This is a genomic window from Geodermatophilus sp. URMC 64 (genome assembly GCF_053502555.1).
This window is the reverse complement of record NZ_CP199955.1, coordinates 5,103,883-5,129,912: the sequence shown is the minus strand read 5'-3', so window position 1 is coordinate 5,129,912 and position 26,030 is coordinate 5,103,883. Positions and strand designations below refer to the sequence as shown.

Below are 26,030 nucleotides of genomic sequence, written 5' to 3'. Positions count from 1 at the left end.
GAATCACCCTGGCACCCTGGCCGTCGTGCCGCAGACCGACGATGCCGTGCCCGACTTCGACGCCGCCACCGCCGTGACCCGCGCCGAGGGCGGCGGCCTGGTCGCCGACCTGGACCCCGGCTGGGACGTCGGCGGCGGCATCCTCAACGGCGGCTACCTGCTCGCGGTCGCCGCTCGCGCGGCGGTGCTCGACAGCCCGCACCCGCACCCGGTCGCGCTGTCGGCGAGCTACCTGCGCGCCACCGGCCCCGGACCGGCCTCGCTCGCGGTCACGCCGGGTTCGGGCGGGCGCACGCTGGCGCACTCCTCCGTCGTCCTCGGGACCGCCGACGGGCCCACGCTCGCCGTCCAGGCGACGACGGCGACCCTCGGCGACGACGTCCCCGTGTACTCCTCGGCGATGCCGGAGGTCGCCGGCCCGGAGGAGTGCCTGGTCGCCCAGGCGGGCGCGGACCTCGGTGGGCACCCCGTGCCCGAGGTCGGGATCCGCGACCGGGTCGAGACGCGGATGGACCCGGCGACGGCGGGCTGGGCCGTGGGCAGCCCGTCCGGGGAGCCGCTCATGCGGGCGTGGGTGCGGCTGGCCGACGGCCGCGACCCCGATCCGTTCGCGCTGATCCTGTTCGCCGACGTGCTGCCCCCGACCAGCTGGGGGATCGGCCAGTTCGGGTGGGCGCCGACCGTGCAGCTGCAGGTGCTCGTGCGGGCGCTGCCGGCGACGGGCTGGTGCCTGGTCGAGGCCCGGGCGGGGGAGATCGCCGGCGGCTGGCTCGACGAGGACTACCGGATCTGGGACTCCACCGGCCGACTGGTCGCCCAGAGCCGCCAGCTCGCCCGCGCCCCGCTCGCGCGTTGAGGCCCCCTGCAGGGGCCCGACGCGAGCGTGCGAGCGGCGGGGGGCAGGGGGTTCTTTCTCAGGCGTCCTCGCGGAGGACGGTGGCGGGGTCGGCCCGGTCGGCGGCGCGCTGGGCGTAGGCGGCGGCCAGGACGGCGACGAGGACGGCGGCCAGCGCGGTGGACCCGATCGCGGTCCACGGGACGTCGAGCAGCGGCGTCGGCGGCCGCACCAGGTCGACGTCCAGCCGCCGGTAGACGACGGCGACCGCGACGGCGGCCAGCACCGCGCCCAGCACCAGCCCGGCGAGCGCCACCCCGGCGAGCTCGACGACCAGCGAGCGCAGGTGCGCGCCCTTCGACAGCCCGAGCCGGCGGGCCATCACGTAGCCGGAGACCCGGGTGCGGCTGCGCGCCTCCAGGTAGAGCAACAGCCCGCCGACCGCGATCACCCCGACGAACACGGCCAGCGCCGACAGGTAGCCGAAGGTCCACGTGATGCCGAGGAAGTTGGCGGTGGTGAAGACGTCGTCGGGCTCGACCACCCGCGGGCCCGTGGCGCCGGCCGCCGTCGCGGCCTCCACGGCGCGGGCGCGGGGCGCGCCGGTCCACAGCTCCGAGGTGCGGTCGGCACCGGCCTCGCGGCTGATCTCGGGGAGCCGGTCGGCCGCGACGAGCACGACCGGATCGGCGGTGCGGCGGCCGGGCAGCACCCGCGCGGTCGCGACCACCTCGGCGGGGACCTCCCGGTTGCCCAGTCGCAGGTCGGGGTCGCCGTCCGGCAGTCCGGCGGCGACGACCGGCAGCCGGCCCCCGGTGTCCGGGCCGGTGAGCGCGGCGACGAGGTCGTCGAGGGACTCGTCGGCGAAGGTGTCGTCCCAGAAGGCGGTGCCGGCGAACGTGGCCGGGTCCACGGCGAGCACCTGCACCTCGACGCGGTTCCCGCCGGCGCCGGTGGCGCTGCCCTTGTAGCGGTCGACCACCGTGCCGACGGCGGCGGTCTGCGCGTCGCGCGCCAGCCGGGCGACGGTCACGACCGCCCGCTCGGCGCCCACCTGCACGCCGACCTTCGCGTCCAGCGACCGCTGGCTGCTCGAGGTCAGCGTCGCGGTGTAGCCGAGGACGGCGACCGGCAGGGTGACGGCGACCAGCAGCGTCGCCGTCGCCAGGCGGGCCGCGGCCAGCCGGTTGACCGCCAGGAAGACGGCGGGGGAGCGGCGGGCGGCGACTCGCCGGACCGCCGGCAGGAGGCGGGTGAGCAGCCGGGTGAGCAGGACGGCGGCGCCGGCGATTCCCAGCAGCGGGAACGCCACGAGCAGGCCGTTGACCTGGGCGACACCGTGGTCGTCGACGATCGCGTCGCGGCTCTCCAGCAGCACCCAGCACCAGCCGGCCGCGACCAGCAGTGCGAGCTCCCAGGGCACCAGCGACGGCCAGCGCGGCGCGGCGCCCAGCGGCCGCTCGGCGGTGCCGCGGGCACGCAGCCCGGCCACGGCCGCGGCGCAGCCCAGGCCGACGACGAAGGCGACGACCGCCGACCACACCGCGGTCGTCGTGGCCGCCGGGTCGAGGTCGTCGGCCGGCCCGAGTCCCGCGATCAGCAGCCGGGAGGCGCCCCAGCCGACCGCGGTGCCCACCACCGCGGGCAGCGCCAGCTCGAGCGCGGCCTTGCCGGCCAGTGGGGCCGGTCCCACGCCGCGGGCGGCCAGCAGCCGGACCTCGTCGACCCGGCGGTCGGCCCAGAAGCTGCCGGCCGCCGCGACCAGCACGAGGGCGAGCAGACCGCCCGCGATCGCCACCGGGAGCACCGGCCCCTGCAGGCCCCGCTCGATCGTCTCGGCACGGTCCACGGCATCCGCGAGCCGCTCGTTGGGCTGCGCTTGCACCAGGTCGCTCGGGAGAGCGGCCCGCTGCGCGCGCTCCTGGTCGACGAGGAGGCCGCGGGCGTCGGTGACCGACAGCGTCCGCGCGTCGGTGCGCACCTGCTCCTGCACCGAGAAGAAGCCGGCCGCCGCGGCGAGGCGGAAGAAGGTGTCCTCGTCGGTGGCGAGCACGAGCGCCGGCGGCGGGGTGTTGGCCGACGCCAGGTTGAGGAACAGCCGCTGGTAGTCGCACCAGTACGGGCCCGGATCGGTCTCGAACAGGTCGGTGTACACGCCGGCGACCGCCACCTGCGTCCCCGACATCGTGATGGTGTCCCCAATGCCGGCGTGCGCCGCTTCGGCGTAGGAGGCCGGCAGCCACACCCCGGTGGTGTCCGAGCCCTGCACCGTCTCCACGTGCGAGGTGACCCCGGGCCGCCAGAAGAGGTTCGCCGGCTGGGTCAGGGGTTCACCGGCGGGGTCACGGACGAGCATCCCGAACTGCGCGTTGCCACCGGAACCGACCGCCCGCGTCACCTGCAGGACCGGTTCGCTGGTGCGCCCGGTCGCCGTCCACTCGAAACTGTCGGCGTAGTCGGCGAGTTCGTCGGGCGAGGTGCCTGCCGGGGCGGCGGCGACGGAGCCGATCTGCGGCCACGCCGCCTCGGCGCACTGCGGGGCCAGCTGTTCCTGCAGGGCGGCGGAGCGGGCGGAGGAGAGGAACAGCGGCGCCGAGGCGACGGCGCAGGCCAGGATCGCCGTCGTCACCAGGACGGCGACGACGGCGGCCGGCGCGCGCAGCCCCAGCCACGGCGCGCGGCTCCACGGCGGCAGCCGCCACAGGCCCCTCACGAAGGTGAGCCCTCGGTCAGCCGGCCGTCACGCATCGAGAGCACGCGGTCGGCGTGCGACCAGGCGATCTCGTCGTGGGTGGCGACCAGCACGGCGGAGCCCGCCCGGGCCTGGGCGGTGAGCGCGTCGAGCAGGGCGTCGGCGTGGCCGCGGTCCTGGTGCGCGGTGGGCTCGTCGGCGAGCAGGACGGCGGGCCGCAGCAGCAGCGCACGGGCGACGGCGACCCGCTGCTGCTCGCCGAGCGAGGCCTGGTGCGGATAGCGGTCGGCGAGGTGGCCGAGGCCGAAGTCGGCGAGCAGTTGCTCGGCGCGCTCGGTCACGTCGCCGAGGCCTCCGCGCAGCCGGGCGGGCAGCAGCACGTTGTCGGCCAGCGAGAGGTCGGGCACCAGCCCGAGCGCCTGCGGCACCAGGGCGAGCTCGGGCCAGCCCAGCATGGCCGGGGGCCGGCCGGCCAGTTCCCCGGCGTAGGTCAGCGTGCCCGAGTCGGCGGTCTCCCAGCCGCACAGCAGCGCCAGCAGGGTGCTCTTGCCCGATCCGGACGGGCCCACCAGGGCCACCAGCTCCCCGGCCGCGACCCGCAGGTCCACCCCGTCGAGGGCGTGCACGGGCTCGGTGCCGCGGGTGAACGTCTTGCGCAGCGCCACACCCGTGAAGCCGCTCACGCTTCCACCACCCGGCCGTGGTCGAGGCGGACGAAGCCGTCGGCGATCGCCATGACCCGCGGGTCGTGCGAGGAGATCACGAACCCGACGCCGGAGGCGGTGAGGTCCTCCATGGCGGTGAGCACCCGCTCGGCGGCGGCGGTGTCCAGCTCGGCGGTGGGCTCGTCCGCGACCACCAGCGCCGGGTCGCCGACCACGCCGCAGGCCACGGCCAGCCGCTGCTGCTCCCCACCCGAGAGCTGCGCCGGCCGGTGGTCGGCGCGGGCGCCGAGCCCCAGCCGGTCGAGCAGCTCGTGCACCGCGGCGTCGCTCACCCGGGCGCCGCGCAGCTGGGCGGCCAGCCGCACCTGCGCCACGGCGTCGAGGTAGGGGAGCAGGTTCTCGCCGGGCCGCTGGAACAGATAGGCCACCTGCTGCTGCCGCAGCTTGCGGCGGGCCCGTGCCCGCAGGGAGTCCACCCGCCGCCCGGCCACCCGCACCTCGCCGGAGTCCGGCCGGTCGACGCAGGCCAGCAGCCGCAGCAGCGAGGACTTGCCGGACCCCGACGGACCGACCACCACCGTCACCCGCGCCCGCGGGATCGCCAGGCTGACGCCGTCCAGGGCGGTCACCGACTCCGTCGCCGTCCGGTAGGTCTTGACCACGTCGCGGCAGACCGCCGCCGGGCCGTCGGCCGGTTCGGTGCCGGGTGCGCGGAACACGGGGTCGGCCAGCGGGTCAGCGGCGAACCGGAACCCCTCCTGACCAGTCATCGAGGCGGCACTCTAGGGCCCGCCGGTCACGGTGGGGACACGTTCGTCAGTCCGGCAGGACGACGTCGCCGGTCAGGTAGCGCTGCAGGGTGGGGGCATAGGCCTCGACCAGCGACTCGCGCGAGGCGGAGGCGATCGGCTCGAGCTTCAGCACGTAGCGGGCCATGACGATGCCGATCAGCTGGGAGCCGACCAGCGCGCCGCGGGCGTCGCGCTCGGCCGGGGGGTAGCCGAGCGTGCCGACGACGCGGCGCAGCACCCGGGCGACGAGGAACTCCCGGAGCAGCTTCGCCGTCCACTCGCTGCCCACCGCCGAGCGGACGAGGGCCAGCCCGCCGGCGCGGGCCGGGCCGTCCCACACGCGCAGGAACATCCGCAGCAGGTTGCGGCCCAGGTCGTCCGGCCCGCCCGCGAGCACCTCGGGGAGGAGCTCCTCGGGATCGGCCGGCGCGTGGACCGCCTCCAGGAACAACTTGTCCTTGCTGCCGAAGTAGTGGTGCACCAGCGCCGGGTCGACGCCCGCGGCGGTCGCGATCCCGCGGATGGTGGCGCCGTCGAAGCCGCGCTCGGCGAAGGCGGTGCGGGCGGCGGCGAGCACCGCCTCGCGGGTGTCGGGATTGCCGGGGCGCCGGCCCGTCGGCCGGACCGCGCTCCGGCGCGGCGGTGCGCTCAGCTGGTCCTCCTCCGCAGGGTGGCCGCCGCCAGGCTCAGTGCGAGCAGGGCGGCGCCGGCGACGATCCCGATGTCCCGCCACATCGTGCCGGTCTCCGCCGCCGACCGGCCGACCTCCTGCAGGGCCTCGACGGCGTAGGTCAGCGGCAGCACGTCGCTGATGTACCTCAGCCAGTCGGCCATCTGGTCGCGGGCGACGAGCAGACCGCACAGGAAGAACTGCGGCAGCACGATCACCGGCATGAACTGCACCGCCTGGAACTCGCTCCGCGCGAAGGCGGAGGCCAGCAGCCCCAGCGCGACACCGAGCACGGCGTCGAGGACGGCGATCAGCACGACCAGCCACAGCGAACCGGCGACGTCGAGGTCGTAGAGCGTGGTCGCCACCGTCACCGTGATCAGCGCCTGCAGCGCGGCGGCCACGCCGAACGCGGCGCCGTAGCCGAGCAGCAGGTCCAGCCGCGCGAGCGGAGTGGTGAGCAGCCGCTCGAGGGTGCCGGAGGTGCGCTCGCGGAGCATCGCGATGCTCGTGACGAGGAACATCACCACGAACGGGAAGATGGCGATCATGATCAGCCCGACCCGGTCGAAGATCCCCGGCTGGCCCGGGATCGCGGGCACGTCCTTCCACAGCAGGTAGAGCAGGCCGAGCAGCAGGCTCGGCAGCACCAGCATCATCGCGATCGTGCGGTGGTCGTGCCGCAGCTGGCGCAGGACACGGGCCGCCGTCGCGCCGGCCAGGCGCGGGCTGAACGCCGACGGGGTCATCACATCGGCGCGGGTCAGGGTCGTCACGCCGCCACCTCCTGACGGTTGCGGACGAGGGTCAGGAACGCCTCTTCCAGGTCGTCGGTGCCGGAGTCGGCGCGCAGCCGCGCCGGCGTGGAGTCGGCGAGCAGCTCGCCGTCGCGGAGCAGGAGGAGCCGGTCGCAGCGGCCGGCCTCGTCCATGACGTGGCTGGAGACGATCAGCGTCGTCCCCGCGCCGGCCAGCGCGTGGAACCGGTCCCACAGCTCGACCCGCAGCACCGGGTCCAGCCCGACGGTCGGCTCGTCGAGGACCAGCACCTCGGGGCAGCCGACCAGTGCGCAGGCCAGCGAGGCGCGGCTCATCTGCCCGCCGGAGAGGTCGCGGACCAGCTGGCCCGCCGCGGCGCCGAGGCCGACGTCGCGCAGCGCGGCATCCGCCTCGCGCGAGCTCATCCCGTACAGGGCGGCGAAGTAGCGGACGTTCTCGCGGACGGTCAGGTCGGCGTAGACGCTGGGGCTCTGGGTGACGTAGCCGACCCGGGCGCGCAGCCCCGGTGACCCGGCGGGCTCGCCGAGGACGGCGACCTCCCCGGAGCGCACCTTCTGCACGCCCACGATCGCGCGCATCAGCGTCGTCTTCCCGCTGCCGCTGGGGCCGAGGAGGCCGGTCACCTGCCCCACCGGGACGGCGAACGACAGACCCTTCAGCACCCGGCGGCCGCCGCGGTCGACGACCAGGTCGGTGACGGTGACGGCGCTGTCCACGTGCACCTCCGAAGAACTCAACGGATGATGAACTCAACGCTAGATGAGTTTCTCGGTGGCGGTCAACGGGGCCTTTGGTCCCCTTCTCGTGCCCTGGAAGGACCCACCCACATCCTTCGCAAGCTAGGGACGGGGCCTCCCGCCCCTCGAGCGCTGGGGGCAAGCGTCCGGAGGGGACCGTTGGGCATGATCGGCGGCGTGCCCGCGCCCGTCCTGATCAGCGATCCGGCCGACCCGCGGGTGGCCGACTTCCGCGATCTCGTCGCCGGTGACCGGCGGCCGGGGACGCCGCGCGGCACCGGGCCGGTGATCGTCGAGGGCGTGCCGGCCGTGCAGCGGCTGCTCGCCTCCCCGTACCGGGTGCGGGCGGTCCTCGGCGTCCCCGGGCGGGTCGCCGCGCTCGACCTGCCGGACGACGTCCCCGCCTACGAGGCCGACAAGTGGGTGCTGTCGGAGGTGATCGGCTTCCGGCTCACCCGCGGGGTGCTCGCGTCGGCCGACCGCCGTCCCCCGGCCGACCTCGGCGCGCTGCTGACCGGGCCGGACCCGGCGGCGCCGCGGCGGCTGGCGGTGCTGGAGGCGCTCAACGATGCCGAGAACCTGGGGTCGATCGCGCGCTCGGCGGTCGCGCTCGGCATCGACGGCCTGCTGCTCGACCCCCGCTGCGCCGATCCGCTGTACCGGCGGGCGGTGCGGGTCTCGATGGGGCACGTCCTGGCGCTGCCGTTCGCCGTCCTGCCGGACTGGCCTGGCGACCTCGGCCGGCTGCACGAGGCCGGCTACCTGACCGTGGCGCTCACCCCCGCGGCCGACGCCGTCGACCTGGGGGACGTCGACCCGCGCCGCCACCCGAGGACGGCGGTGCTGCTCGGTGCGGAGGGCCCGGGGCTCACACCGGCGGCGCAGGCGGCGGCGCGGGTGCGGGCGCGGATCCCCATGCGGGCCGGCGTCGACTCGCTCGGCGTCGCGGCCGCCGCGGCGATCGCGTTCGCCCTCCTGCGCTGAGTGGCCTCTGATTCAGCCGCGCAGCGAGAAGCGTGCCAGCAGCGCCCGCGCCTCCTCGGCGTGCGCCGGGTTGCACATGACGTCGTAGCGGCTGGCCACGATCTGGCTGGTGCTGGTGAAGTCCCGCCGGCCGCGGGTGGCGGCGTAGCCCATCGCCCCGAACACCGCACCGAAGACCAGGCCGATGGCCAGGCCGGTGAGGACCGACCCGATCCACGCCGTGCCGCTGTCGGAGAAGATGCCCAGCAGCAGGCCGACGAACAGGCCCCACCACGCGCCGCCGGCGGCCCCGGCCGCGACGGCCCGGCCCATCGTGAGCCGGCCGGTCACTTTCTCGATCATCCGCAGGTCCGAGCCGATGATGGTCACGTTCTCCACGGCGAATTTCTCGTCGGAGAGGTAGTCGACCGCGGCCTGTGCCTGCTCGTAGCTGTCGTAGGACCCGACCTGGACGCCGCCGAGCGGCATCGACACCGACGCTGACATGCCCTGACCAACTCCTTCGCCGGTAGTGCCGTTCCCCTCAGTGTGCCTGCTCAGACCAGGCTGTCGGCCCAGGCGCGGTGCAGATCGGCGAACCGGCCGAGGCCGCCGACCAGCTCGGCGGGCGAGCCGTCCTCCACGATCCGGCCGGCTTCCATGACCAGCACCCGGTCGGCGATCTCCACCGTCGAGAGCCGATGGGCGATGATCAGCGCCGTCCGGTCGGCCAGCAGGGTCTGCAGCGCCCGCTGGACCAGCCGCTCGCTCGGCACGTCGAGCGAGCTCGTCGCCTCGTCGAGGATGAGCAGCGCCGGGTCGGCGAGGAAGGCGCGCGCGAAGCTGACCAGCTGCCGCTGCCCAGCCGACAGCCGCCCGCCGCGCTTGCTCACGTCGGTGTCGTAGCCCTCGGGCAGCGCGCTGATGAACGCGTGCGCGCCGATCGCCCGGGCGGCGGCCTCGATCTCCTCCTGCGACGCCTCCGGCCGGCCGAACGCGATGTTGTCCCGCACGGAGCCGGAGAACAGGAAGCTCTCCTGGGTCACCATCACCACCGCGCGGCGCAGGTCGGCGTCGGCCAGCCGGTCCAGCGGGACGCCGTCGAGCCGGACCTGGCCGCCGACCGGGTCGTAGAACCGCGCGGCCAGCCGGGCCAGCGTCGACTTGCCCGCGCCGGTCGCGCCGACCAGCGCGACGGTCTGCCCGGCCGGGACGTGCAGGTCCAGCTCCGGCAGCACGGTGCGCTCGGTGTAGCCGAACGTCACGCCGTCGAAGACCAGTTCGCCGCGCGGCTTGGGCAGGGGCACCGGGTCGGCCGGCTCGGGGACGGTCGGCTCCTCCTCCAGGACGCCGGAGAGCTTCTCCAGCGCCGCCGTCGCCGACTGGTAGGAGTTGTAGAACATCGCGACGTCCTGCAGCGGGTCGAAGAACCGCCGCAGGTAGAGCAGGAAGCTGACCAGCGTGCCGACGGCGAGGCTGCCGTCGAGCACCCGCAGCGAGCCGTAGCCGAGCACCGCGACGGTGACCAGGTTGCCGATCAGCGTCACCGCGGGCACGAAGACGGCGATCAGCCAGAACGCCCGGTCGTGCGCCAGCCGGTTCTCCTCGTTGAGCGCGGCGTGCAGCCGGTCGTTGCGCGGCTCGCGGCGGAACGCCTGCACGGCCCGGATCCCGCCGAAGGTCTCGGTGAACTGCACGATCAGCGCCGCGATCGTCGCGCGGGTGCGCCGGTAGGCCGCCGTCGAGTGCCGCTGGAACCAGCGCACCACCCAGTACAGCGGCGCGAAGCCGAGCAGGACGACCAGGCCGAGCGGCGGGTCGAGGACGACCAGGACGATTCCGATGGCGACCACGCTGAACAGTGCGGAGAGCAGGTTGTCCAGGCCCTCGTCGAGCAGCTCGGAGAGAGCCTCGACGTCGCTGGTGAGCCGGCTGATCGTCTTGCCGGAGGTGTACCGCTCGTGGAACGACAGCGGCAGCCGCTGCACGTGCCGGAAGACCCGCCGGCGCAGCTCGAGCAGCACCGCCTGGCCGACCCGGCCCGACCAGGTGATGAAGACGTAGCGCAGCACGGTGTCGGCCACCGCCGCCGCGGCCATCGCCCCGGCGATGAACGCCAGCGGCCAGGGATCGCCGTCCACCAGGGCGGGGACGGCGACGTCGATGCCGACCCCGACGAGGAACGGCCCGGCCAGCCAGGCGAGGTTCTGCGTGGTGATGGTCGCCAGCAGTCCCCACAGCGACCGGCGGTGCGGGCGTGCCAGCTCGCCCAGCAGCCGCCGCGAGCGGGCGCGCAGGAACAGGCCGGCGCCGGCGGAGAGGTTGTCGTCGTCCTCGGCGGCGACGCCGCGCCAGCTCTGCTCGGCGCTCATGGCAGCACCTCGGCCAGTTCGCTCTCCTGGGCCAGCAGGTCGCGGTAGGCGGGCACCTCGGCGAGCAGCTCCGAGTGGCTGCCGACCGCGGTGATCCGCCCGGCCTCGAGCAGCGCGACGCGGTCGGCGAGCAGCACCGTCGAGGGCCGGTGGGCGACCACCAGCGCCGTCGTCCCCGAGAGGACCTCGCGCAGCGCCGCCTCGACCAGCGCCTCGGTGTGCACGTCCAGCGCCGACAGCGGGTCGTCGAGCACCAGCACCGACGGCCGGCCCAGCACGGCGCGGGCCAGCGCCAGCCGCTGCCGCTGGCCGCCGGACAGCGACAGCCCCTGCTCGCCGATCCGGGTGTCGAGGCCCCAGGGCAGGTCCTGGACGAACCCGGCCTGGGCCACGGCCAGCGCCTCGGCGACCTCGTCGTCCGTCGCGTCCGGCCGGCCCAGGGTGAGGTTCTCCCAGACGCTCATCGAGAACAGCGTCGCGTCCTCGAACGCAGTGGCGACCACGCTGCGCAGCTGGGCGAGCGGCAGGTCGCGGACGTCGACGCCGTCGAGGGTGACCCGCCCGGCGGTGACGTCGAAGAGCCGGGGGACCAGCGCCGTCAGCGTCGTCTTGCCGGAACCGGTGGCGCCGACGAGGGCGACCGTCTCCCCGGGGGCCACGTCGAGGTCGACGCCGTCGAGCACGGGCGTGCGCGAGCCGGGGTGGGTGAAGCCGACGTCCTGGAAGCGCAGCCGCGCCGGGCGGCCGATCGCGGCCGGCCGCACGCCGGGGCGGTCGGTGACGGTGATCGGCTCGTCGAGCAGCTCACCGATGCGGTCGCAGGCGCTGGCCGCCTCCTGCGCCATGGCGAGCAGGAAGCCCAGCGACAGGATCGGCCACAGCAGGACGGTGAACAGGGCGACGAAGCCGACCAGGCCGCCGACGGTCATGGCGCCGCCGCTCACCGCGAACGCGCCGCCCACCAGGATGATCGCCAGCGTCAGCTGCGGGTGGAACTCGAAGACGCACCAGAGCAGGGCCAGGGTGCGCACCTTGGCCAGCTGCTGCTTGCGCAGGTGCCGGGCCTTGGCGTCGTAGCGCTCGTAGACCAGCCGGCTGCGGCCGAGCGACTTGACCACGCGGATGCCCTGCACCGCCTCCTCGACGTCGGTGGCCAGCTCGCCCTGCTGGTCCTGCGCCCGGCGCGACTCGGTGTTGTACCGCTTCTCCCAGCGGAGCCCGACGACGGTGAGCGGCACGGTGGTGAGCAGCACGAGCAGCCCGAGCGGCCAGTAGCTGACCATCAGCAGCGCCAGGACGACGGCGCAGGTGATCAGGTTGACCGCGAGGAAGACGGCGCCGAAGCCGACGAACCGCCGGATCGTGGACATGTCGCTGGTCGCCCGCGAGAGCAGCTGGCCCGACGCCCACCGGTCGTGGAAGGCCACCGGCAGTCGCTGGAGCCGCTCGTAGAGCGCCTGGCGCAGGTCGCGCTCGAGCCGCAGGCTGCTCTTGCCCATCGACCAGCGGCGGAGGAGGAACAGCGCGGCCTCGGCCACGCCGAAGACCAGCGCGAGGGCCAGCAGCGGCCAGAGCCCGTCCCGGTCGCCGCGGGCCAGCGGGCCGTCGACCACGGCCTGGGTGACCAGCGGGACGGTCAGCTGCGCCAGCGTCGCGGCCAGGGCGGAGCCGAAGGTGAGCAGGATCAGCCCGCGGTAGGGGCGGGCGAACGGGACGAGCCGGCGGAGGGCGGAGAGCCTGCCGGGGGAGGGCGCAGCCATGGCTCCCCGAGGCTAGGTCGGGGTACTGACGCTGGCGAACGAGTTTCGAGAGGCGGGCGCCCCGGGCTTTCGGTACAGAAAGCCCGGTCGCGGCGTCAGCGGTGGCGGCGGACGCCGAAGACGATGTCCTCCCACGCTGGGATGCGGGCGCGCGGGTCCTCGGAGTCCTCGCCGGTGCGGCCCAGCACCACGGTGTCGTGCTCGGCGAGCTCGGGGTCCTCGTCGAACGGGTCGCCGGCAGGGGAGCCGTCGGCCGGGACGACGTCGCGCACGTGCTCGTCGTCGTCCTCGTCCCGCGCCGCCGGGGACGCCGGGGCGGATCCGGGCTCGGGCGGCTCCTGGTCGCGCACGACGGTGACCGGCCGGCCGGCGGGCGCGGCACCGAACGGCCCGGCGGGCACGTCGGGGACGACGCGCACCAGGCGAGTGCCCTCGGCGAAGTCCGTCGTCGCGGCGTCCAGCGGGGTCACCGTGCGGGCCGGGATGTCGTAGGTCCAGCGCGTGGCGCCGGACTTGCCGCCGGCCTGCCACGCCGCGGTGACCAGCCAGGAGCCGTCGTCGCTGCGGTGGGCGTCCCAGCGGACGTCGTCCAGGTCGCCGCCGATGAGCCGCAGCCGGGCGCTCATGAACTTCTCCAGCGACGTGGTCGTCGTCCCCTCGGACAGGCGCACCCGGGAGTCGCGGGCCTGCTCGGCGACCCGCGCGCGTTCCTGCAGCACCGGGTGGGCGAAGCGCATGATCCGCTCGACCCGTGTGCCGGAGGCCTCGGCCACCTGCTCGGGGGTCTCGCCGGCGCGGATGCGGGCCTGGATGACCCGCGGCGGCAGCGTGTTGCCGAGGTCCTCGATCGCGCCGAGGCGGGCGTCGCCACGGGCGGCGGCGCGGACCCGCTCGTCGATGGGCAGCTCGAACCGCTCGACCTCGTCGGACCCGTCGACGCCCTCGGCGGTCAGGATCAGGCTCTTGCCGTCGTCCGAGAGCGCCACGAGGCGCAGCGTGCGCAAGGCGACCTCCTGCTGGGACGGCGGACGGCCCCGGAGAGAGACCTGGGGTCCGAGGCTATCCGCGCCGCGCGAACCGGTCCGGCAGGCACGCCCGGCGTGGCGCGTGTCCGCTCCGGATGTCACGTGTCCGCAACATGCGGTCGGCACAGTGGCGGGGGTCCGGTGGGGCCGCTGGGACGGCGGCGGCGACGGCGTGCGCCGGGTGAGCCGGTTCACGCCTCCCGCGTGGAATCCTGCCGCTCGCCCGGCCGCTCTGCGGGCGGGTGCGAGAACTCCGAGCCGAGGAGGTGCGATGGCCAGCCCCCTGACCGAACCGAGGACGACCACCGCACCTCTGCCGGGCGGGCCGGTCGAGGGCCTGCCCACCGAGGTCCGCCTCACGATCACCGAGATCGCCGGGGCCGCCGGCGCGTGGTGCCCGGCACTCTCGCCCGACGACGGCCGGATCGCCTACGTGAGCGACCGCTCCGGCCTGCCCCGCCTGGAGGTGGCGTTCCTCGGGCAGGAGACCGCGCCGGCCGTCCTCTCGGGCCCCGGCGAGGAGGTCGTCTCCGTCGCCTGGTCGCCCGACGGCTCCTGGCTGGCCTACCTGGTCAGCCCCGGCGGCTCCATCTGCGCCGAACTGCACGTGGTGCGCCCCGACGGCAGCGACCACCGGGTGGTCGCCGGCGCCGACCCGTTCGCCACCGTCTTCGCCGGCGGCTGGACCCGTCCCGGGCACTACGTCTGCTCGATCGCCCCCGGGGACGGGCCGGACGCCGACATCGTCCTGGTCGACGCGGAGAGCGGCGCGCACCGGACGCTGGCCCGCGGCGGCTTCCTCGCCGTCACCTCGGTCTCGGCCGACGAGCGCCGGCTGCTGGCCCGCCGGGGTCCGCGTGGCTTCCGGCACGTCGTCCTCATCGACGTCGCGACCGGCGAGCAGCGGCGGGTGCTGCCCCTGGACGCGCCGGGCGGCATCGCCTCCGAGGACGGCCGGTTCGGCCCCGACGGCCGGTCGGTGTTCGTCCGGGCGTCGCTGCCGGGCGAGCCGGGCAGCGACCGCGCCGGGCTGGTCGCCGTCCCGCTGTCCGAGGACGGTGTGCCGGGGGAGGGGCGGGTGGTGCTGTACCGCCCGGACGCCGACCTCGACGGCTACGCCGTGCGCGCCGACGGCACCGTGCTCGCGGTCTGGACCGCCGACGGGGTGACCCAGTTGAGCATCCACGCCCTGGCCGACGGCGCGGTGGTGCGCGAGGTGCCGCTGCCCGAGCCGGTCATGCCGGGCTGGTCGCTGGCCGCCGACGGCAGCGCGCTGGTCGCGGAGCTGACCGGCCCCTGCGCGCCGCGGGCGCTGTGGGTGGTGCCGCTGGACGGCGGCGCGCCGCGGCCGCTGCCCTGCTCGCCGCGCCGGCCCAACCCCGACCTGCTGGTGACCCCCGTGCTGTACCGCTACCGGGCGGCCGACGGCCTGGAGCTCTCCGGCTGGCTCTACGTCCCCCAGGGCGTCCGCGGGCCCAACCGCACGGTGGTCAGCTTCCACGGCGGCCCCGAGGGCCAGGAGCGCCCGGCCTGGTCGCCGGTCGCGCAGTCGCTGGTCGCCGCCGGGATCACCGTCTTCGCGCCCAACGTGCGCGGCTCCGGCGGCTTCGGCCGTGCCTTCGCGGCCGCCGACGACGGCCCCGCCCGGGAGGCGTCCTTCGACGACGTCCCGGCGACCGTCGACGCCCTGATCACCGCGGGCATCGCGGCGCCGGGCCGGATCGGCGCGCACGGCTGGTCCTACGGCGGCTACCTCACCCTGGTGTCGCTGACCCGCTGGCCCGACCTGTTCGCCGCCGGCGCGACGCTGGCCGGGATGAGCGACCTGCGCAGCTTCTTCGCCGGAACCGAGCGGTGGATGGCCGCGGCCTCGGTCACCGAGTACGGCGACCCCGTCGCCGACCGCGACATGCTGGCCGCGATCTCCCCGATGACGCACCTGGACCGGCTCACCTCGCCGGTGCTGCTGTGCCACGGCGACCGGGACACCAACGTGCCGGTGGCCGAGTCGGTGCAGGCGCACCAGGCGCTGCTGGCCCGCGGCGGGCCGAGCGAGCTGCTGCTCCTGCGGGGTGAAGGTCACACCATCGTGGGGCGCGACCACCTCGTGGAGCTCAGCGATCGGGTCGCGGCCTGGTTCGATCGCCACTTGTGAGTTCTGTTTTCGAGGACGACGCCGTCCTCGGGTCGGTGCTGGACCGGCTGGGGACGGCGGGGCTGGCCGCCGCGGCCGCCGCCCTGGCCGCCGAGCGGGAGCGCCGCGGCGTGGTCGTGGCCGGCTGGGCCGACGGCCGGCAGACGGTACGGCCGGTGCCCAGCGACCCGGTGCCGCGGCTGGTCGACGCCGCGGCCTGGGCCGGGCTGGCCGCGGGCGTGGCCCAGCGGCACCGGGCGCTCGTCGCCTTCCTCGCCGACGCCTACCGCCCGGCCGGCCGCCGCCGCGGGGACACCGACCGCGATCCGGAGGTGGTGCGTGCCGGCGTGCTCCCGGCGTGGGCGGTCGCACACAGCCCCGGCCGCGATCCCGGTGCGGTCGCGCTGGCCTGGCCCGGCCAGCCGCGGGCCACCGTCGCCGCCGCCGACGTGGTGCGCACCGCGACGGGCTGGACGGTGCTCGCCGACGACCTCCGGGCGCCCGCCGGCCTCGGCTACGCGCTGGCCGCCCGCGCCGGTGCCCGCGCCGCGGTGCCGGAGCTGTTCGCCGACGATGCGGTGCGCGTCGCCGATCCGCACGACGCCGTCCCGGCGCTGCGCGCCGCGCTGGCCGACGCGGCGCCGCCGGCCTGCCCGGGCGCCCCGCGCATCGCCGTCCTCACGGTGGGGGAGACCGATCCCGCCTGGTTCGAGCACCGGCTGCTCGCCGAGGCGCTCGACGTCCCGCTGGTGCGCGCCGCCGACCTCTGGCCGCGGACCGACGGCGGCATCGAGGCGGTCGTCGACGACCGGCGGCTGCCGGTCGACGTCCTGTACCGGCGCTTCGCCGACGCCGAGCTGGCCGCCCACCGGACGCCGGCCGGCACCCAGCTCGCGCCCCTGCTCGCCGAGGGCGTGCGCAGCGGCACGCTCGGGCTGGCCAACGTCCCCGGCAACGCGCTCGCCGACGATCCGGCCACGTACGCCGTCGTCCCGCGGCTGATCCGCTTCTACCTCGGCGAGGAGCCGCTGCTGGGCTCCGTGCGCACCTGGGTGCTCGCCGACCCCGCGCAGTGGGCGGAGGTCCGCGACCGGCTGCACGAGCTGGTGCTGACGCCGGTCGGCGCCTACGGCGGGGGTGGCGCGGTCGCCGGTCCGGAGTGCTCGGCGGTGGAGCTGGCCCAGCTGCAGGCCGAGGTCGCCGCGGCGCCGCACCGGTTCGTCGCCGCGGAGCCGGTCGAGCTCTCCACCGCGCCGACGCTGGTCGACGGCGCCCTGCAGCCGCGGCCGGTGGACCTGCGGGTGTTCTCGGTGGCGGGGCGCTCGGGCACCGCCGTCCTGCCGGCGCCGCTCACCCGCGTGGCGCCGTCCCCGGCGACGCAGCCCACCGGCGAGGCCACCAAGGACACCTGGCTGCTGGCCTGACGTGCTTTTTCGGGCTGAACCACGGTGGTTTAGCCCGAAAAAGCACTCACAGGCGCTCGGCGACGTGGTCGATGCAGGCGATCAGCGCGCTGACGTCGTCGGGGTCGACGGCGGGGAACATGCCCACCCGCAGCTGGTTGCGGCCGAGCTTGCGGTACGGCTCGACGTCGACGACGCCGTTGGCGCGCAGCGTCGTGGCGATCGCGGCGGCGTCCACGCCCTCGACGAAGTCGACCGTGCCGACGACGTAGGAGCGCTGCGCCGGCTCGGCCACGAACGGCGTCGCGTACTCCGACTTCTCCGCCCACCGGTAGAGCCGGCTCGACGACTCCCGCGTGCGCTCCACCGCCCCGGAGAGCCCGCCGAGGCCGAGCAGCCACTGGATCTGGTCGGCCAGCAGGAACAGGGTGCCCACGGCGGGGGTGTTGTACGTCTGGTCCTTGCCCGAGTTGTCGACCGCGATCGAGAGGTCTAGGAAGCCGGGGATCCAGCGGCCCGACGCCTTGATCTCGGCGACCCGCTGCAGGGCGGCCGGCGACATGAGCGCGATCCACAGCCCGCCGTCGCCGCCGAAGTTCTTCTGCGGCGCGAAGTAGTAGACGTCGGTCTGCTCGACGTCGACCGGCAGGCCGCCGGCGGCGCTGGTCGCGTCGATCAGCACCAGCGCGTCGTCGTCGGCGTCGGCCGGGCGGACGACGGGGGCCATGACGCCGGTCGAGGTCTCGTTGTGCGCCCAGCCGTAGACGTCGATGCCGGCCTCGGCCTTGGGCAGCGCCAGCGTGCCGGGCTCACCCTTGGCGATCACCGGGTCGGCGAGGAAGGGCGCCTCGGCGGCACCGGAGGCGAACTTCGCCGAGAACTCGCCGTAGGTGCCGAAGGCGCTGCGGTCGCGGATCAGCCCGAAGATCGCGGCGTCCCAGAACGCCGTCGTCCCGCCGTTGCCCAGCACCACCTCGTAACCCTCGGGCAGGTCGAACAGCGTGGTGAGCCCCTCGCGGACCTGCCGGACGAGGTTCTTCACCGGCGCCTGCCGGTGCGAGGTCCCCATGATCGCGGCGCCGTCGGTCGCCAGGGCCCGGAGGGCCTCGGGCCGGACCTTGGACGGACCGCAGCCGAACCGTCCGTCGGCGGGCAGGAGCTCGGCGGGGATCTGGATGGTCATGCGGGAGGTGCCTCTTTCCGGGGTGGGTCGGGCCGGATGACGACGGCCCGGGTCGCTGCGAGCGCGGACCCGGGCCGTCAGTACGTCAGTGCGCGCTTCAGGCAGGCGCGGCGGCGGTGATGGACTTCACGGTGATCGTGTCGAAGCCGTCGACCTCCTCCGGCTTGCGCGCCTCCGGGCCGATGTAGCGGGCCGACGGGCGCACCAGGCGGCCGGTCTTCTTCTGCTCCAGGATGTGCGCGCACCAGCCGGCGGTGCGGGCGCAGGTGAACATCGACGTGAACATGTGGCTGGGCACCTCGGCGAAGTCGAGGACGATCGCCGCCCAGAACTCCACGTTGGTCTCGATCGGCCGGTCGGGACGGCGCTCGCGCAGCTCCTTGAGCGCGGCCTTCTCCAGCGCGAGGGCGGCGTCGAAGCGCGGGGCGCCGAGCTCCTGCGCGGCCTTGCGCAGGACGCGGGCGCGCGGGTCCTCGGCGCGGTAGACCCGGTGGCCGAAGCCCATGAGCCGTTCCTTGCGGTCCAGCAGGTCCTTGACGTACTTCTCGGCGTCGCCGACCTGCTCCACGCCGTCGAGCATGTGCAGCACGCGGGAGGGGGCGCCGCCGTGCAGCGGGCCGGACATGGCGCCGATCGCGCCGGAGAGCGCGGCGGCGACGTCTGCGCCGGTGGAGGAGATGACGCGGGCGGTGAACGTCGAGGCGTTCATGCCGTGCTCGGCCGCGGAGGTCCAGTAGGCGTCGACGGCGGCGACGTGGCGCGGGTCGGGCTCGCCCCGCCAGCGGGTCATGAACCGCTCGACGATCGTGTTGCACTCGTCGATGCGCCGCTGCGGCACGGCCGGGACGCCGATGCCACGGGCGGACTGGGCGACGTAGGACAGCGCCATGACGGCGGCCCGGGCGAGCTCCTCGCGGGCCTCCTCGGCGCTGATGTCCAGCAGCGGCTTGTAGCCCCAGATCGGGGTCAGCATCGCCAGCGCGGCCTGCACGTCGACGCGGACGTCGCCGGTGTGCACCGGGATCGGGAACGGCTCGGCCGGCGGCAGGCCGGGCCCGAACTTGCCGTCGACCAGCAGAGCCCATACGTTGCCGAACGTGATCTTGCCGACTAGGTCCTCGATGTCGACGCCGCGGTAGCGGAGCGCGCCGCCGTCCTTGTCGGGTTCGGCGATCTCGGTCTCGAAAGCGATGACGCCTTCCAGGCCGGGTACGAAGTCGTCGGCCATCTCGCCTGCTCCTCTGCGCGCGGGACGTGTGCGCGACGAAGGGTGCGCGCACGACTGGGTGGACCCTAGGCCGTGTGTCGGCGGTGTTTCCATCCGGGCCCGCTGTGTGAGGCTGTTCACCGGTCGTGACGTGCGCGCGGCGCGGCGCGGCGCCGGATGCGGTGCCAGCATGGCGAGGTGCCCGATCTCTCCCGCATGCGCACCGACTACGGCTCGCCCGGTGCCGGCGGCCTGCGCGAGGAGGACCTGGCGCCGACCTGGGTCGAGCAGTTCGACCGCTGGTTCGCCGACGCCGTCGCCGCCGAGCTGCCCGAGCCCAACGCGATGGTGGTCGCGACCGCCGACGCGGACGGCGCCCCGGACGCCCGCATCGTGCTGATGAAGGGGTACGACGAGTTCGGGTTCGTCTTCGTGACCAGCTACGCCTCGGCCAAGGGCGCGCAGCTGGCGGTCAACCCGCGGGCCGCGCTGGTCTTCCCGTGGCACGCGCTGCACCGACAGGTCCGGGTGAGCGGCCGGGTGGAGCGGGTCGGCGACGCGGCTTCCGACGACCTGTGGAACCCGCGCCCGCGGGGCGCCCAGCTGGCCGCGGTCGCGTCCGTGCAGTCCACCGTCGTCGACTCGCGGGAGGAGCTGGCCGACCGGGTGCGGCTGCTCGACGAGGAGACCACCGGCGGCCCGGTGCCGCGGCCGCCGATCTGGGGCGGCTACCGCGTGGTGCCGGAGCGGGTCGAGTTCTGGCAGGGGGGCGCGGACCGGCTGCACGACCGGCTGCGCTTCGTCCGCGACGACGCCGAGGGCGGCGGCTGGATCGTCCAGCGGCTCGCCCCGTGACCGAGCCGACGCCGACGCCCGTCGACCCCGTCGAGGGGGCGGGCAAGGTCGCCGAGCCGGTGGCCGAGCAGGCCCGCACGCCCCGCGCCTGGGCGATCGACACCGCGCCGCTGCGCAACCGGCACTACCGGCGGCTGTTCTGGGGGACGGCGGCCACGATGCTCGGCCAGCAGATGACGCTGGTCGCCGTCCCGTACCAGGTCTACCGGGTGACCGGCTCGTCGCTGCTGGTCGGCGTGACCTCGATCGTGGCGCTCGTGCCGCTGATCGTCTTCGGCCTGCTCGGGGGCGCGATCGCCGACGCCATGGACCGCCGCCGGCTGATGCTGATCACCTCGATCGGCGCCGCGGTGACCAGCGCGCTGCTGGCGGTGCAGGCGGCGCTGCCGGGCGACGGGAACCTCGTCGTCCTGTGGCTGCTGACCGCGGCGGTCTCCGGCTTCGCCGCGGTGAACCAGCCGACCCGCGGGGCGGTGATCCCCGCGCTGGTCGGGCCGCAGGGCGTCGCGGGCGCCAACGCGCTGGCGATGACCGTGCGGCAGGTCGGGGTCATCGTCGGCCCGCTGCTGGCCGGCCTGCTCATCGGCGCGGGCAGCCTGTTCGTCACGTACGCGGTCGATGCCCTGGGCTTCCTCGCCGCGCTGCTGCTGCTGCGCGGCCTGCCGCCGCTGCCGCCGGGGGGCGACGCCGGGCCGCTGCGGATCGGGGCGGCGGTGCGCGGCGTCTGGGAGGGCTTCACCTTCCTGCGCACCCAGCCGGTGCTGCTGATGACCTTCGTCGTCGACATCTGCGCGATGTTCTTCGCCTGGCCGCAGGCGGTCTTCCCCGAGCTGGCCGCCACCCGCTTCGAGTCCTCGCCGAACAGCCTCGGGTGGCTGTTCGCCGGCATCTCCATCGGCGCGCTGCTCTCGGGGCTCTCCTCGGGGTGGGTGTCCCGGGTCGACCGCCAGGGCGCCGTGGTGCTGGGCGCGATCGTGGTGTGGGGTTTCGCGATCATCGGCTTCGGCTTCGCCCCGGCGCTGTGGCTGGCCGTGGCCTGCCTCGCCGTCGCCGGCGGCGCGGACATGGTCAGCGCCGTCCTGCGGACGTCGATGCTGCAGCTGGCCGCGCCCGAGAACATGCGCGGCCGGATGCAGGGCGTCTTCATCGTCGTCGTGGCCGGCGGCCCGCGGCTCGGCGACCTGCGGGCCGGTGCGCTGGCCAGCGCCACGTCGGTCACCGTCGCGATGGTGTCCGGCGGGATCCTCGTCGTCCTGGCGATGCTGCTGGTGGCGCTCGTCGTCCCGTCGTTCCGCTACTTCCGCGCCTCCCGCTCGTCGCAGTAATCAGGGCGCGGCCGGCTCCGCCACGAGCAGCTGCACCTCGATGTTGCCGGAGGTGGCCCGCGAGTACGGGCAGATCTGGTGGGTCCGCTCCATCACCGCGCGCGCCGGCTCGGCGTCCAGCCCGCGGGCGGTCAGCTCGAGCTCGACGGCCAGGCGGAAGTCGGCGGGCGGCGCCTTGAGGAAGTGCACCCGCGCGGTGACGTGTGATCCCTCCAGCGCGCCGGGCGGCAGGCCCAGCTCCTTCGCCGCGTAGCGCATCGCGCTGTGGAAGCAGGCGGCGTAGCCCGCGGCGAACAGCTGCTCGGGGTTGGTGCCCGGGCCGTCGTCCCCGCCCATGCCGGCCGGCCGGGACAGCTGCAGGTCCAGCCGGTCGTCGGAGGTCACCACCGCTCCGGTCCGCGCCCCGTAGGCGGTCGCCTCCGCGGTGTAGAGCCGCTCCATGCCCATCCCTTCCCTCCAGCTCAGGCCAGTGCGCCGGCGACCACGGTGAGGTCGGCGACCAGGGCGTCGTAGGCGGCGCCGCGGGACTCGTCCGGCGTCCTCAGCACCGCCGACGGGTGCGTGGTCGCGAGCATCCACGCCTGGTGTGGAGCGTCCTCGTCGTCGTCCTCCGCCGCCGCCCCGGGCGGGGTCCAGGGCAGCAGCTGCCCGCGGTCCTTGGTGATCCGGAAGGACGGCGAGATCAGCGCCTTGGCCGCCGTCGCGCCGAGGCAGACCACCACCTCGGGCTTGAGCACCTCGAACTCGGCCTCCAGCCACGGCCGGCAGGCGCGCAGGTGCTCGGGGCCGGGCGTCTGGTGGATCCGCCGCTTGGGCGTCGGCGTGAAGCGGAAGTGCTTCACCGCATTCGTGATGTAGACGTCGCGCCGGTCGATGCCGGCCTCGGCCAGCGCCTTGTCCAGCAGCCGGCCGGCCGGGCCGACGAACGGCTCGCCCTTGCGGTCCTCCTGGTCACCCGGCTGCTCGCCGACGAACACCACCCGCGCGGTCTCCGGCCCCTCGCCGAAGACCGTCTGCGTCGCCGGCTCCCACAGCTCGCAGGCCCGGCACCCGGCCGCGGCCGACCGCAGCCCGTCCAGCCCGACCCCGGCCGGCGGCTGCGCCACACCGTTGCGCTCGCTCATGTCCGTGATGAGACCGCAGGACGGCGCCCGGGGCTACCCAGCCAGCCGGGCGTGGGTCAGGGAGGGCAGCGTGACGACGGCGATGCCGGCGAGGACGGCGGCGGCGCACACCCGCCAGAGGTCGGCAGGCAGCCGCGTCCCGACCTCCTGCACACCGGCACGCTATCGCCTCGGAATTCCCCCGACACGCGAGTTTCCGATCTGGAAAGTGACGCGCCGACCGGATACGGTCACGTGCCGGAGCAGCGAAGACGGAGGAGCGCGGGTGCTCGAGTTCGACGGGTTGTACAAGAGCTACGGCGACAACGCCGTGCTCCAGGGGGTCGGTTTCACGGTGCCCCCGGGGTCGATGTTCGGCTTCTGCGGGGCCAACGGCGCCGGCAAGACGACGACGATGCGCATCGCGATGGGCCTGGCGCGGGCCGACGCCGGCGAGGTCCGCTGGCGCGGGCGCCCGCTCGACGAGGCGGCCCGGCGGCGGGTCGGCTACATGCCGGAGGAGCGCGGGCTCTACCCCAAGATGCGGGTCGGCGAGCAGGTCACCTACTTCGCCCGGCTGCACGGCCTGGACGCCGCCGCGGCCGCGCGGGCCAGCGACGAGTGGGTCGGCCGGCTCGGCCTGGGCGAGCGGCGCGGCGACCGCGTGGAGAAGCTGTCGCTGGGCAACCAGCAGCGGGTGCAGCTGGCCGCCGCGCTGGTCAGCCGCCCGGAGGTGCTGATCCTCGACGAGCCGTTCTCCGGCCTCGACCCGGTCGGCGTCGACTCCCTCGCCGAGGCGCTGCTCGAGCAGTGCCGCCAGGGCGTGCCGGTGCTCTTCTCCAGCCACCAGCTGGACCTGGTGGAGCGGCTCTGCGACTCCGTCGGCATCCTCGCCCGCGGCCGGATGGTGGCGGCGGGCACGGTCCAGGAGCTGCGCCGGCGGGAGGCCGGCCGGGTGCTCCGGGTCGTCGTCCCCGACGCCGGACCCGGCTGGGCCGACGGGATGCCCGGCGTCCGGGTCGTCTCGCAGCAGGCCGGCGACACGATGCTCGAGCTGGACGGCGGCACCGACGACCAGGAGGTGCTCGCCGCGGCGCTGAAGTCCGGGCGGGTCACCCACTTCGCCTGGCGCGAACCCAGCCTCGTCGAGCTGTTCCGCGAGGCGGTGGCCGAGCCGGCCGGCGCGGAGGTGGCGGCGTGAGCGGACAGGGACGTGAGCATCGCAGCGAGGAACGAGCGAGGAGCGGGGCGTCCCGCGGGAGCGAACCGGGGGCATGGAGTGAGCCCCGCCCCCTCGGGAGCGCCGCGCTGGTCCGCCTCGTCGCGGGGCGGGAGATCTCCACCCGGATGCGCGACAAGAACTTCCTGATCAGCTCCGCCGTCCTGCTGCTGCTGATCATCGGCGTGATGGTGTTCCAGATCGTGGTCAACAGCGGCGGGTCGACCACCACGATCGGGGTCGTCGGCGACGGCCGGAACATCGAGCAGGTGCTGGTGGCGCAGGGCGACCTGCTCGGCACCGAGGTGGAGGTCCGCGAGCTCGCTGACGAGGCCGCCGCCCGGCGCGCGGTCGACGACGGCGACGTCGACGCCGCGGTCGTCGACCCCGAGGGCTCGGCTCCGCGGCTGCTGGTCGAGCGGGACGCCGGCACCGAGCGGGACCTCGTGCAGGGCGCACTGACCACCCTGTCCACCGCCGAGCAGCTGCAGCAGGCGAACGTGGCGCTGGACCCCCCGCCGCAGCTCCAGGTCGTCCCGCTGGAGGCCGGTGGCGAGGACCGCACCCAGGCCACGGTCGTGGCGATCATCGGCGTGGGTCTGCTCTACACGCTGCTGATCCTCTTCGGGCAGTTCGTGGCGCAGGGCGTCGTGGAGGAGAAGTCCAGCCGGGTGGTCGAGCTGCTGCTGGCGACGATGAAGCCGTGGCAGCTGCTGGCCGGCAAGATCCTCGGCCTGGGCCTGCTCGGGCTGGCGCAGATCGTCGCCATCGCCGTGGTGGGCGGCGCGGGGGCGCTGGCCTTCGACCTCGTCGACGTCCCGGGACAGGTCGTCGGCACGATCGGCTCCGTCGTCGCCTGGTTCGTGGTCGGCTACGCGTTCTACGCGTCGGTGTTCGCCGTCGCGGCGTCGCTGGTCAGCCGGCAGGAGGACCTCGGCAGCGTGCTGACGCCCACCACGATCCTGCTCGTGGGCGGCTTCATCATCGCGATCCAGGCGGCCGGCGACCCGACCAGCACGCTGGCCACGGTCACCTCCTACATCCCCGGCCTCTCGCCGCTGGTCATGCCGGTGCGCATGGCGGCGGGGGAGGCCGCCTGGTGGGAGGTCGGCGTCGCCGTCGTCCTCATGCTGGTCGCGATCGCCCTGATCGTCCGGCTGGGCGGGCGGATCTACGCCGGTGCGCTGCTGCGGACCAGCGGCAAGATCAAGCTGCGGGAGGCGCTGCAGGCCGAGCGCGCATGATCCGGTTGCCCGTCAGGGGCCTCGGGTAGCCGGGGCCGCATGGCGATGCAGCTGGGCTACACGATGATGACCGAGCAGGCCGGGCCGGCGGACCTGGTCGGTCACGTGGTCGCCGCCGCGGAGGTCGGCTTCGACTTCGCGGTCAGCAGCGACCACTACTTCCCGTGGCTGGACGAGATGGGCCACTCGCCCAACGCCTGGGTCACGCTCGGCGCCGCGGCGCAGGCGACCAGCCGCATCCCGCTGATGACCTACGTGACCTGCCCGACGTTCCGCTACCACCCCACGGTCGTCGCCCAGCAGGCCGCGACGCTGCAGCTGCTCTCCGGCGGCCGGTTCACCCTCGGCCTCGGCTCCGGGGAGAACCTCAACGAGCACGTCGTCGGCGGCGGCTGGCCCGCGGCCGACGTCCGCCAGGAGATGTTCGTCGAGGCGGTCCGGATCATCCGCGAGCTGTTCGACGGCGGGTACGTCAACGTCCGGGGCGAGCACTTCGACGTCGAGTCCGCGAAGCTGTGGGACCTGCCCGAGCAGCGGGTGCCGATCGGGATCGCCGTCTCCGGCGAGCAGTCCGCGCAGATCGCCGGTGAGCTCGCCGACCTCGTCATCGCCGTCGAGCCGAAGCGCGAGCTCCTCGAGCAGTTCGACGCCGCCGGCGGGGCCGGCAAGCCGCGGGTCGGGCAGCTGCCGATCTGCTACGACGCCGACCGGTCGGCCGCCGTGGAGCGGGCACACGCGCTGTTCCGCTGGTTCGGTCTCGGCTGGAAGGTCAACGCCGAGCTGCCCGGCCCGCCGGCCTTCGACTCGGCGTCGTCCTTCGTCAGGGAGGACGACGTCGCCGAGAACATCCCGTGCGGGGACGACGTCGACGCGGTGCTCGAGGCGGCGAAGGCCTACGCCGACGCCGGCTTCACCCACCTCGCGCTGGTCCAGATCGGCGGCGACCAGCAGGCGCCGTTCCTCGAGTGGAGCCGCGCGACGCTGATGCCGGCCTGGCGGGAGGCCTTCGGCAGCGCCAGCGGCGCCCGCCCCATCGGGTGAGGTCGGCGGCCGAGCCGTCCCGCCGGG

23 protein-coding genes are annotated in these 26,030 nt (G+C 75.0%); 9 read left to right on the top strand and 14 right to left on the bottom strand.

All coding sequences use genetic code 11. The features are described 5' to 3' along the window. Nucleotides 1-25 precede the first annotated feature (25 nt). A complete protein-coding gene (locus ACWIYF_RS25100) occupies nt 26-856 on the top strand; it encodes an acyl-CoA thioesterase (protein ID WP_448625543.1) in 831 nt (276 codons plus the stop codon). Between the two features lie 58 nt (nt 857-914). On the opposite strand, the gene ACWIYF_RS25095 is transcribed toward ACWIYF_RS25100, so the two are convergent. The 6 genes from ACWIYF_RS25095 to ACWIYF_RS25070 all read right to left on the bottom strand — a co-directional run bounded on the left by ACWIYF_RS25095 (nt 915) and on the right by ACWIYF_RS25070 (nt 7,148). Further along, a complete protein-coding gene (locus ACWIYF_RS25095; RefSeq protein WP_448625542.1) occupies nt 915-3,548 on the bottom strand; it encodes an FtsX-like permease family protein in 2,634 nt (877 codons plus the stop codon). After that, nucleotides 3,545-4,210 (bottom strand): ABC transporter ATP-binding protein, encoded by a 666-nt coding sequence (locus ACWIYF_RS25090; RefSeq protein WP_448625541.1) that lies wholly within the window; start codon nt 4,208-4,210, stop codon nt 3,545-3,547. Before ACWIYF_RS25090 ends, ACWIYF_RS25095 begins: the two co-directional genes overlap by 4 nt. Beyond that, nucleotides 4,207-4,962: an ABC transporter ATP-binding protein gene (locus ACWIYF_RS25085; protein ID WP_448625540.1), complete on the bottom strand. Its 756-nt coding sequence runs from the start codon at nt 4,960-4,962 to the stop codon at nt 4,207-4,209. Before ACWIYF_RS25085 ends, ACWIYF_RS25090 begins: the two co-directional genes overlap by 4 nt. Before the next feature lie 46 nt (nt 4,963-5,008). Further along, on the bottom strand, nt 5,009-5,560 hold the full coding sequence (locus ACWIYF_RS25080) for a TetR/AcrR family transcriptional regulator (protein WP_448625539.1): 552 nt from the start codon (nt 5,558-5,560) through the stop codon (nt 5,009-5,011). 71 nt (nt 5,561-5,631) lie between these two features. Next, nucleotides 5,632-6,429 (bottom strand): ABC transporter permease, encoded by a 798-nt coding sequence (locus ACWIYF_RS25075; protein WP_448625538.1) that lies wholly within the window; start codon nt 6,427-6,429, stop codon nt 5,632-5,634. Beyond that, complete coding sequence (locus ACWIYF_RS25070; protein WP_448625537.1) at nt 6,426-7,148, bottom strand: ABC transporter ATP-binding protein; 723 nt, start codon at nt 7,146-7,148, stop codon at nt 6,426-6,428. Before ACWIYF_RS25070 ends, ACWIYF_RS25075 begins: the two co-directional genes overlap by 4 nt. A 198-nt stretch (nt 7,149-7,346) precedes the next feature. On the opposite strand from ACWIYF_RS25070, the gene ACWIYF_RS25065 reads away from it, so the two are divergent. Beyond that, nucleotides 7,347-8,153, top strand: a complete 807-nt coding sequence (locus ACWIYF_RS25065; protein WP_448625536.1) for a TrmH family RNA methyltransferase — start codon at nt 7,347-7,349, stop codon at nt 8,151-8,153. 12 nt (nt 8,154-8,165) lie between these two features. On the opposite strand, the gene ACWIYF_RS25060 is transcribed toward ACWIYF_RS25065, so the two are convergent. The 4 genes from ACWIYF_RS25060 to sepH form a co-directional block, all read right to left on the bottom strand. Further along, nucleotides 8,166-8,639, bottom strand: a complete 474-nt coding sequence (locus ACWIYF_RS25060; protein ID WP_448625535.1) for a general stress protein — start codon at nt 8,637-8,639, stop codon at nt 8,166-8,168. A 50-nt stretch (nt 8,640-8,689) separates the two neighbouring features. Then, entirely contained in the window at nt 8,690-10,504 is a 1,815-nt protein-coding gene (locus tag ACWIYF_RS25055) for an ABC transporter ATP-binding protein (RefSeq protein ID WP_448625534.1), read from the bottom strand. Then, on the bottom strand, nt 10,501-12,264 hold the full coding sequence (locus ACWIYF_RS25050) for an ABC transporter ATP-binding protein (RefSeq protein WP_448625533.1): 1,764 nt from the start codon (nt 12,262-12,264) through the stop codon (nt 10,501-10,503). Before ACWIYF_RS25050 ends, ACWIYF_RS25055 begins: the two co-directional genes overlap by 4 nt. 95 nt (nt 12,265-12,359) lie before the next feature. Then, nucleotides 12,360-13,268 (bottom strand): septation protein SepH, encoded by a 909-nt coding sequence (sepH, locus tag ACWIYF_RS25045; RefSeq protein WP_448625532.1) that lies wholly within the window; start codon nt 13,266-13,268, stop codon nt 12,360-12,362. Nucleotides 13,269-13,560: 292 nt separating this feature from the next. Between sepH and ACWIYF_RS25040 the strand changes: the two genes are divergently transcribed. Continuing rightward, nucleotides 13,561-15,444, top strand: coding sequence for a prolyl oligopeptidase family serine peptidase (locus ACWIYF_RS25040; protein ID WP_448625531.1), 1,884 nt, complete (start codon nt 13,561-13,563; stop codon nt 15,442-15,444). Continuing rightward, complete coding sequence (locus tag ACWIYF_RS25035; RefSeq protein WP_448625530.1) at nt 15,441-16,847, top strand: circularly permuted type 2 ATP-grasp protein; 1,407 nt, start codon at nt 15,441-15,443, stop codon at nt 16,845-16,847. The genes ACWIYF_RS25040 and ACWIYF_RS25035 overlap by 4 nt, the downstream gene beginning before the upstream one ends. Before the next feature lie 46 nt (nt 16,848-16,893). Here the strand turns inward: ACWIYF_RS25035 and serC are convergent, their stop codons facing one another. Next, nucleotides 16,894-18,009 (bottom strand): phosphoserine transaminase, encoded by a 1,116-nt coding sequence (gene serC, locus ACWIYF_RS25030; RefSeq protein ID WP_448625529.1) that lies wholly within the window; start codon nt 18,007-18,009, stop codon nt 16,894-16,896. A gap of 97 nt (nt 18,010-18,106) precedes the next feature. Beyond that, complete coding sequence (locus ACWIYF_RS25025) at nt 18,107-19,237, bottom strand: citrate synthase 2 (protein ID WP_448625528.1); 1,131 nt, start codon at nt 19,235-19,237, stop codon at nt 18,107-18,109. A 177-nt stretch (nt 19,238-19,414) separates the two neighbouring features. On the opposite strand from ACWIYF_RS25025, the gene pdxH reads away from it, so the two are divergent. Then, nucleotides 19,415-20,071 (top strand): pyridoxamine 5'-phosphate oxidase, encoded by a 657-nt coding sequence (gene pdxH / locus ACWIYF_RS25020; RefSeq protein WP_448625527.1) that lies wholly within the window; start codon nt 19,415-19,417, stop codon nt 20,069-20,071. Beyond that, entirely contained in the window at nt 20,068-21,396 is a 1,329-nt protein-coding gene (locus ACWIYF_RS25015) for an MFS transporter (protein ID WP_448625526.1), read from the top strand. The genes pdxH and ACWIYF_RS25015 overlap by 4 nt, the downstream gene beginning before the upstream one ends. On the opposite strand, the gene ACWIYF_RS25010 is transcribed toward ACWIYF_RS25015, so the two are convergent. Together ACWIYF_RS25010 and ACWIYF_RS25005 are read right to left on the bottom strand one after the other, a co-directional pair. After that, the gene (locus tag ACWIYF_RS25010) at nt 21,397-21,837 is read right to left on the bottom strand and encodes an organic hydroperoxide resistance protein (RefSeq protein WP_448625525.1); all 441 of its coding nucleotides are present in this window, start codon (nt 21,835-21,837) and stop codon (nt 21,397-21,399) included. A gap of 20 nt (nt 21,838-21,857) precedes the next feature. Further along, nucleotides 21,858-22,520, bottom strand: a complete 663-nt coding sequence (locus tag ACWIYF_RS25005) for a UdgX family uracil-DNA binding protein (RefSeq protein WP_448625524.1) — start codon at nt 22,518-22,520, stop codon at nt 21,858-21,860. A 265-nt stretch (nt 22,521-22,785) separates the two neighbouring features. Here ACWIYF_RS25005 and ACWIYF_RS25000 point away from each other — a divergent pair, with 265 nt between their 5' ends. The 3 genes from ACWIYF_RS25000 to ACWIYF_RS24990 all read left to right on the top strand — a co-directional run bounded on the left by ACWIYF_RS25000 (nt 22,786) and on the right by ACWIYF_RS24990 (nt 26,003). Further along, nucleotides 22,786-23,700: an ABC transporter ATP-binding protein gene (locus ACWIYF_RS25000; RefSeq protein WP_448625523.1), complete on the top strand. Its 915-nt coding sequence runs from the start codon at nt 22,786-22,788 to the stop codon at nt 23,698-23,700. Nucleotides 23,701-23,846: 146 nt separating this feature from the next. Then, nucleotides 23,847-24,962 (top strand): ABC transporter permease, encoded by a 1,116-nt coding sequence (locus tag ACWIYF_RS24995; protein ID WP_448625522.1) that lies wholly within the window; start codon nt 23,847-23,849, stop codon nt 24,960-24,962. Nucleotides 24,963-25,001: 39 nt separating this feature from the next. Then, a complete protein-coding gene (locus tag ACWIYF_RS24990; RefSeq protein ID WP_448625521.1) occupies nt 25,002-26,003 on the top strand; it encodes a TIGR03557 family F420-dependent LLM class oxidoreductase in 1,002 nt (333 codons plus the stop codon). Nucleotides 26,004-26,030 lie beyond the last annotated feature (27 nt).